This is a genomic window from Cereibacter sediminicola (assembly GCF_007668225.1).
Classification (GTDB): domain Bacteria; phylum Pseudomonadota; class Alphaproteobacteria; order Rhodobacterales; family Rhodobacteraceae; genus Cereibacter_A; species Cereibacter_A azotoformans.
This window is the reverse complement of record NZ_VDEK01000067.1, coordinates 1-6992: the sequence shown is the minus strand read 5'-3', so window position 1 is coordinate 6992 and position 6992 is coordinate 1. Positions and strand designations below refer to the sequence as shown.

Here is a 6992-nt window from a genome sequence, read left to right as displayed (position 1 = left end):
GAATGACTGACCGGATGTTGTCGGAACCGCCGACCGGATGCCTCGGAATGCGCAAGGAAGAGGGCGGCGGTTTGGTCTTTGACGGTTTGAGGTGGGGAGAACGGCTTCCCGCGCCGTTGGAGATTTTCCCATGTTCGACCTGCCATTGCCCATCCACCCGACCGCTTACGCGCGGGGCGTCCCGCCGCATTTTCCCTCGGGCGACGTTGACCACAGTCACCCCTTCGCCCTGACCCTGTCGCGCCGCGCACCGGCCGATCTGATGTCGGGCCGGGCCGCTCCGCTCGTCCTCGCCCGTTTCGCGACCTTGGCCGTGGCCATGCAGGGCGCGATCGACCATGCCGAAGGGATTGCCCCAGATGCTGCGCCCCAGCTTCTGGCGATCCTCGACCGCGACGAGCGCCTTGTGCTGGCCGGGGCCGCTAGCGACCACGCCGTCGCCTGGTGCCACCCGGTGACAAGCGCGGCCGAAGCCCGCGGCGTGGTAACCGAGGCGAGCCAGCTGCGCGCGCAGGCGGGCCGCGCGGCCGCCTGGGGCGAGCCCGATCTGGCGCAGCGGCTGCGCCACCGCGCCGATCTTCTGGATGCTCGCTTTGTCGATCCGCTCTGGCGCGGTTTCGCCGCCAAGGCGCTCCAGGTCGCCGCGTGAGACCCGAGAGGCAGAGGCGGGCAGGGGGGATTTGGAGCTTGTCCGGGGGAGAGAGATCGCCCGGCCCGGCTCCTATCCCTTCCCCTTACCGGAGACACCCGATGAATCTGACTGAACCCACCCTCGCGCCCCCGATGGCGCCCTCGACCGTCGACATGGCGCAGATCTTCGCGGCCCATGCCGAGCGTGCCGCTCGGATCGAAGCGCTGCGCCCCGGCAATAAGGATCGCCTGTTCGACGGGCTCACGGCCGCCGGCATCACCCATGTCACCGTGACCTTTGACGGGGCCGGGGACAGCGGCCAGATCGAAAGCATCGGCGCATGGTCCGGCGAGACTTCCGTCGAGTTCCCTGCGACCGAGATCGACTACGCCGCGCTCACCTGGGACGACCCCGAGGTCGAGATGCGGCAACTCTCGCTCGAGGGTGTCGTCGAGCAGCTCGCCTACGATTTTCTCTCCGACACCCATGGAGGTTGGGAAAACAACGACGGCGCCTGGGGTGAGTTCTGCTTCGACGCCGCGGCCCGCTGCATCCATCTCGAGTTCAACGAGCGCTTCACCTCGTCCGAACTCTACACGCATGATTTCTGAGGGGGCGGGTATGGCACATCCGTATCACCACGCCCTGTCCTCCGTGAAGAAATGGGGCGGCACGGTCGACGACTTCATCGGCGTGCATGCCTGGTTCGACCAGAGCAAGGAGATTACTGCGGACTTTCGGCACCGGGCGCTGCGCCACCATGCCGAGGGCATCTTCATGGCCGAGAGGATTTTCGGGGCAACGCTCACGCTCTCGACCGGGCGCATCATCCCGACCCGCTGGGTCGGCGAACAGCATGTCAAGGAGGACCTCGGCTTCATCCCGAGCTTCGCCGACTGGGTGAAAGCCATCCGACCCGAGCCATGGATGGGACGGGCCGAGCGGATCGAGGCGCTGGTCGATCCGCATTTCGCTTCGCCCGTGGTCGAGGTCAGCTGACATGACCGATCCGGCTTATCTGCACCTCGGCCTGCCAGCGACGGCCTCGCCCTACACCGTCCTGCGCGCGGCGGTCCGGGCGCTTCATCCCGACACCCGGGCTGTTCGCGGCTTCCGGACGGCGCGCAAGCGCTTCTACTGGCAGATGCTCTGCGCGCATGCCGCGCGACAGGCGGCTGGCGACGGTCCCACCGGCTGATCGCCGCCAACCACTCCTTCATCTCAATCGAGTGCCCGGCCTTTCGGCCGGGTCTTCCCATTCAGGAGGTCCCCATGGCGGATTACTTCACCCATTTCTCTTGCCTGCTTGATGTCGGCACCCCCGACAAGGCGGCCCGCGCGCTCGCGTTGTTCCAGAGCTTGCGCGAAGCCGATCAGGCCGCCGACGAGCCGGAGGTCGCTGGCTTCGACCTCGTGCGCCAGGATGCGCCCGAGGGCAGCACCCTCTGGATCCATGACGACGAGCACGGCGATGTCGAGGCGGTCATCCGTTTCGTGCTGCGCCTCGCGGACGAGCTCGACCTCACTGGCCTCTGGGGCTGCCAATACGCCCTGACGTGCTCCCGGCCCCGCCTCGACGCCTTCGGCGGCGGCGCGCATGTCATCGACCTAGGCGCCCGAAAATCCATCGGCTGGACGAGCACCCAAGAGTGGCTGGCCGCCGCGCTGAACGGGGAGGACGTCGATGCCTGAGCTCATCTGCACCACCGTCTACCAGTTCCCCGAACTCTCGGATGCGGCCAAGGAAAAGGCGCGCAGCTGGTATCGCGAGCTTGGCCCCCACGACGATTGGTGGGACGCGGTCTATGAGGATTTCGAGCGGGTCTGCGAAATCCTCGGCATCCGTCTGAAGACCACCCCCGTCCGCCTGATGGGCGGTGGCACGCGGGCGAAGCCATGCATCTGGTTTTCCGGGTTCTGCAGCCAGGGGGACGGCGCATGCTTCGAGGGCTACTGGTCCCACGCCAAGGGCGGGGCCACGCGCATCCGGGATTACGCGCCACAGGACGCAACCTTGCACAGCATCGCCGACCGGCTGCAGGCCATCCAGCGCCGCAACTTCTACCAGCTTGCCGCCGAGGTCAGCCATCGCGGGCGCTACTACCACGAGTACACGATGTCGGTAGACGTCACGCGGGACAGCCCGACCTGGCAGTCGCCGACCGACGATGCGGAGGAGATCGTGACCGAGGCGCTGCGCGATCTGGCCCGCTGGCTCTACCGCCAGCTGGAGGCGGAATACGACCACCTGACCTCGGACGAGGCCATAGAGGAGGGGATCATCGTCAACGAGTACACCTTCACCGAAGGAGGGCGCCGCTTCGGGTGAGGCGCGCCCTTCGAAGAGCTTTCCCGACCGCACGCTTGAAACGTACGTCGATCTGGCGTACATATGGACAAGACATTTCAGGAGGCGACCATGCTCGGTTTCCACGATACCACGCGCGCAATCGATGAGCGCAACGAGGCCCGGATGAATTTCCGGACGAAGCCGCGCATCAAGACTGCAATCCAGCAGGCCGCGGCACTGTCCGGCGTCGACGATTCCGTCTTCACGATGAACGCCGCCTATCAGGCAGCGCTGGCAACGATCGCTGCGCATGAACGCACCGTGCTGCAGCCGGTCGATCATGAGGCGTTCTTCGCGGCGCTCGATGCACCATCTGCGCCGACCGATGCCCTGCGCGCGGCCTTCCGTCGACACAGCGACACGGTTGTGTCGAAGTAAATGGCCGCGTCACAACCGGTCGCCTACACCATCGAGCCGTTCGATCCTTCGAGGCATGATCGAGCGGCTTTTTCTTGCGGCGTCGAGCAAGTCGACAACTATTTCCAGAAGACCGCGAACAAGCTCGCCAAGGCGGACAATGTCCGCCTCTATGTGATGGTCGACCCTGACGGGACGGTCATCGGCTTCTATGCCCTGAATGCGCACGCCGTTCAGTTCACGGATCTGCCAGCGAAGTTCGCGCGGACCCGGCCTTCGCATGGCAACATTCCTGCCGCCTATATCTCGATGATCGGGCGGGATCGGAGGTTCAGCGGCGGCGGGTTTGGCGGCGATCTCTTGGTCGATGCCCTGCGGCGCATTGCCGTTGCGGCCGACGCAATTGGCGTCGCGGTCGTCATGCTCGATGTGCTCGACTGCGGCGATCCCGACCGCGTTGCGCGCCGCAAGGCGCTTTACGAGAGCTACGGGTTTGAGCAGTTGCCTTCGAACCCGCTCAGAATGTTCCTGTCCGTCAGCACGGTTCGCAAGCTAATCGCTGAAGAGGACGATATGCAGAAAAAGGACGCTGCACTCGCGGATTTGGCGCGGCTCGGACAGGAGTTTGACCGAGGTTGAAGTCCTGAAGGTCAAGTCTGCCAACCTATAGGTCGGCAACTACGCTCGGTTTGCCAAGCCACGGTTCGGATGAGCTGCACTTGGTCCGAGAAGCTTAATTCAGCCACTCAATGAACAGATAGATTTCCCCTGCCGTCGGGCAGGGGAAAGGGTCTTCGTGGTGCAGGGCATGGTTCAGCGCTTCTTGCTGGGCCGCTGGGTCAGCGCTGATGCCGCCGCAGTTTTGGCTGCCTTGCTCGACTTGGGGTCGCTCAGAACTTTCCCTGCCGCTGATGCCGCTTTCTTGCTCGTCACTTCGTTGTTTTTCGCCATATTTCTCACCTCCTTTCCCTATGAATTTTTTGGTTTATTCCGCCGCCTGGTGTTTGGCATTGCGGTTATCGAGAAGGCGGGCCAGGCGCTCTTTCCATCCTTCTGTGTGCACGATGCGGGCTTCATGCACACCCGCGCTGATCACCTCCGCCTTGGTCAGCTTCGTGAATGCTTCCCAGTTTTGTCCGAAGGCATAGATGGCGTTGCCCCAGCGGATGCATTCTAGGATCACCAGTCCATGGTGCGGAAAGACGTAGGCGATGTAGTCTGAGAAGCCGCCCGTTCCGACGAAGAATTCTTCCGGGTGATGGCTCAGAATCGTCTTCTGGCGATCGAAGATCACCGCCTTCGTGTTGTCAGAATAGGGCCTGAGAACATCTGCCAAGTGACGTTCGAGCCTCGGCCACGGATGCGCCCCTTCCGGCAGCATCTTCCATGCAACGCGCCGCATCTTCACGTTCTCGAAGGGGCTTATGTCGCGGCGCATGAACTGGCACTCGCCGAAAAGTTCCAGCAGCAAGTTGGTGCAATGCCGGATGGCTTCCCGGTTGTCTGGCTGGTTCAAGAGCACAGGTCCGACAACGAATGCACCGGCATCGGTCTCGACGTAGGTCAGTTCAATCGCGGGCGGCTCGATGAAGCTACGGGGATAGCAAAGACGATAGATGTCCTTGAAATCCTCCATCTCTTCCTGGTCACGGCCTCGCCATTCCGTCCAGCGCCAGCGAACCGTGCGGATGTAACGCTCTTCCTTCGGTTCATCGCGATGAGCCATCCAACGACCTTCCGCGTTGAAGCGGCTTACGGCCCCGACCCCCAACGGCAGGATGGTATCACCGTTGCCGGGTGGGTCATTGAACCCGATGCGCGGCAGCTTCTGCCGGTTGGCATCGGTCACCGCTGCGACCATGCGCAGTTCAACGCCTTCTCCGATCCCTTCCAGGTAGGGGGCGACGTTGCGGATATATGCCTTCTGGATCAACATAATGGGCTCCTTTTTCCCTCGATCCGCTCGGGCTGAGTCTGCCCGCTCGATTTTGCCTTGACCGGCAAGGCCCTTCGTCATAGGTTCTATGACGAAGTCGTAGGGCGCTTCGCCAAAGAAAAAGGCCGAAAGGCCGCCAGTCAGTTCCTACGATATCGTCATAATATATCTTACGGAGGCGTCTTGTCAACTTCTCAGGAGGGCGACGGTATCTTTGCGGCGCGGTTGCGTGCGGCGCGTGAACAGCGCGGTCTTAATCAAACCGAGCTAGCGAAGAGATCTGGTCTCCAGCCCGCTGCCATTGGACACTTCGAGGCTGATCGCCGGAAGCCTTCGTTTGCCAATATACGGGCGCTTGCCAAGGCGCTTGATGTGTCGTCAGATTTTTTGCTCGGGCGAGCGGCGTCCCTGCAGGGGGCTACTACTGCTTTCCGCAACGAGGAGAGCTTAACCGCAGATGACCGTGACACGATCCAGATGATGATCGACACCCTCGCTAAACGGCGGCAGGGTGACGGCTCTTGAGCAAGTTTCGTCTTCTCATGGCGCGCCAATGCGGCGAGAAGATCGCCGCTGACCATGGTTTCACGACGTTTCCTGTTGACCCCTTTGCGATAGCCGCGAAGGAAGACATTCTTGTCGAGGCCAAAGACCCTGACCGCAAGGGTATGAGCGGCTGCATCGTATTTAATGATGATGGGGTCGGCATCATCTATGCGACCGATATCCGTAGTGAAGGGTTTCGGCGGTTCACCGTAGCCCATGAGCTAGGGCACTATTTCCTCGAAGGACATCCGGACGAAATCTTGAAGTCCGGACCCGTACACTTCTCGCGGGCGGGGTTCGTTCAAGGAAGCAGCTCGATAGAGATCGAGGCGGATCACTTCGCTTCCGGCCTGTTGATGCCAACCCGCCTGACACGCGAGGCACTTTACAGATCCCCGATCGGCCTTGCTGGCGTGCAGCATCTCGCAACTGTGGCTGAAGCATCTCTTACCGCGGCTGCCATCAGAACCGCCGAATGCGCGCCTTATCCGGTGGCGGTCATCGTCAGTGAGCGCGAGCAAGTGTCGTATGGATTCATGTCTGAGGGCTTCAAGAAGCTTGGAAGACTGTGCTTTCTACGCAAAGGGGATGGATTGCCGCATACGGGCACCCGCGACTTCAATGCGGTCGTAGATAACATCCGCCAAGGACGTTCAGTTTGCTCCCAGTCCACTCTCGCGGAATGGTTTGGCGGTCCGGCTGGCATCACACTTGACGAAGAGGTTATCGGGCTGGGCAGCTACGGCTATACTCTTACAGTTCTGTCTAGCGAGGCGCTGGCTGATGATCCAGAGGAAGAAGAGAACGAAGAGCAAAACCTTATTAGAAGCTGGACCCCGAGGTTTCGCTAGGGTCTGTTGACGTTTGAGGATTCCCATATTGACGTTTGAGTGATTCAAGGTTGCCAAATGGGAGGTTACGTTGATCCGCATGACATTGACCGACACGCAATGGGCGCTCATCGCCCCGCACTGCCTTGGCCGAGAATGTGACCCCGGACGCACCGGCCCTGATCCCCGGCTGTTTGTCGAGGCGGTGCTCTGGATTGCCCGGACGGGCTGCCCGTGGCGTGACCTGCCGGGTGAGTTCGGAAAGTGGAATAGTAAGCATCCGGCAAAGCTTGCAGTTACCCACAAGTTGGTGCGGTGAATTGATTCACCTGCCAGCCTTGG

13 protein-coding genes are annotated in these 6992 nt (G+C 61.9%); 11 read left to right on the top strand and 2 right to left on the bottom strand.

All coding sequences use genetic code 11. The annotated features are described in order from the left end of the window. The first annotated feature begins 130 nt into the window (after positions 1–130). From FG154_RS19945 to FG154_RS19910, 8 genes are all read left to right on the top strand, one after another. Positions 131–649 (top strand): DNA repair protein RadC, encoded by a 519-nt coding sequence (locus FG154_RS19945; RefSeq protein ID WP_145111778.1) that lies wholly within the window; start codon positions 131–133, stop codon positions 647–649. Between the two features lie 101 nt (positions 650–750). Then, on the top strand, positions 751–1242 hold the full coding sequence (locus tag FG154_RS19940; protein ID WP_145111775.1) for a DUF6878 family protein: 492 nt from the start codon (positions 751–753) through the stop codon (positions 1240–1242). Between the two features lie 10 nt (positions 1243–1252). Beyond that, positions 1253–1630, top strand: coding sequence for a DUF6915 family protein (locus FG154_RS19935; RefSeq protein ID WP_145111772.1), 378 nt, complete (start codon positions 1253–1255; stop codon positions 1628–1630). Between the two features lies 1 nt (position 1631). Next, complete coding sequence (locus tag FG154_RS19930; RefSeq protein ID WP_145111770.1) at positions 1632–1829, top strand: hypothetical protein; 198 nt, start codon at positions 1632–1634, stop codon at positions 1827–1829. 74 nt (positions 1830–1903) lie between these two features. After that, on the top strand, positions 1904–2323 hold the full coding sequence (locus tag FG154_RS19925; protein WP_145111767.1) for a hypothetical protein: 420 nt from the start codon (positions 1904–1906) through the stop codon (positions 2321–2323). Next, entirely contained in the window at positions 2316–2960 is a 645-nt protein-coding gene (locus tag FG154_RS19920) for an antitoxin of toxin-antitoxin stability system (protein ID WP_145111764.1), read from the top strand. Before FG154_RS19925 ends, FG154_RS19920 begins: the two co-directional genes overlap by 8 nt. Positions 2961–3050: 90 nt before the next feature. Then, the gene (locus tag FG154_RS19915) at positions 3051–3359 is read left to right on the top strand and encodes a type II toxin-antitoxin system TacA family antitoxin (protein WP_145111761.1); all 309 of its coding nucleotides are present in this window, start codon (positions 3051–3053) and stop codon (positions 3357–3359) included. Further along, entirely contained in the window at positions 3360–3977 is a 618-nt protein-coding gene (locus tag FG154_RS19910; RefSeq protein WP_145111758.1) for a GNAT family N-acetyltransferase, read from the top strand. It begins immediately after the preceding gene. Positions 3978–4151: 174 nt separating this feature from the next. Here FG154_RS19910 and FG154_RS21155 read toward each other — a convergent pair whose 3' ends face one another. Then, positions 4152–4289 (bottom strand): hypothetical protein, encoded by a 138-nt coding sequence (locus FG154_RS21155; RefSeq protein ID WP_186312474.1) that lies wholly within the window; start codon positions 4287–4289, stop codon positions 4152–4154. A 34-nt stretch (positions 4290–4323) separates the two neighbouring features. Then, complete coding sequence (locus FG154_RS19905; protein ID WP_145111755.1) at positions 4324–5274, bottom strand: hypothetical protein; 951 nt, start codon at positions 5272–5274, stop codon at positions 4324–4326. Between the two features lie 57 nt (positions 5275–5331). Between FG154_RS19905 and FG154_RS19900 the strand changes: the two genes are divergently transcribed. From FG154_RS19900 to FG154_RS19890, 3 genes are all read left to right on the top strand, one after another. Further along, positions 5332–5799, top strand: a complete 468-nt coding sequence (locus FG154_RS19900; protein ID WP_201744237.1) for a helix-turn-helix domain-containing protein — start codon at positions 5332–5334, stop codon at positions 5797–5799. Continuing rightward, positions 5796–6671 carry an ImmA/IrrE family metallo-endopeptidase gene (locus tag FG154_RS19895; protein WP_145111752.1) on the top strand — a complete coding sequence of 292 codons (876 nt, stop codon included), beginning with the start codon at positions 5796–5798 and terminating at the stop codon, positions 6669–6671. Before FG154_RS19900 ends, FG154_RS19895 begins: the two co-directional genes overlap by 4 nt. Positions 6672–6750: 79 nt before the next feature. Continuing rightward, positions 6751–6969 carry a transposase gene (locus tag FG154_RS19890; protein WP_425456869.1) on the top strand — a complete coding sequence of 73 codons (219 nt, stop codon included), beginning with the start codon at positions 6751–6753 and terminating at the stop codon, positions 6967–6969. Positions 6970–6992 lie beyond the last annotated feature (23 nt).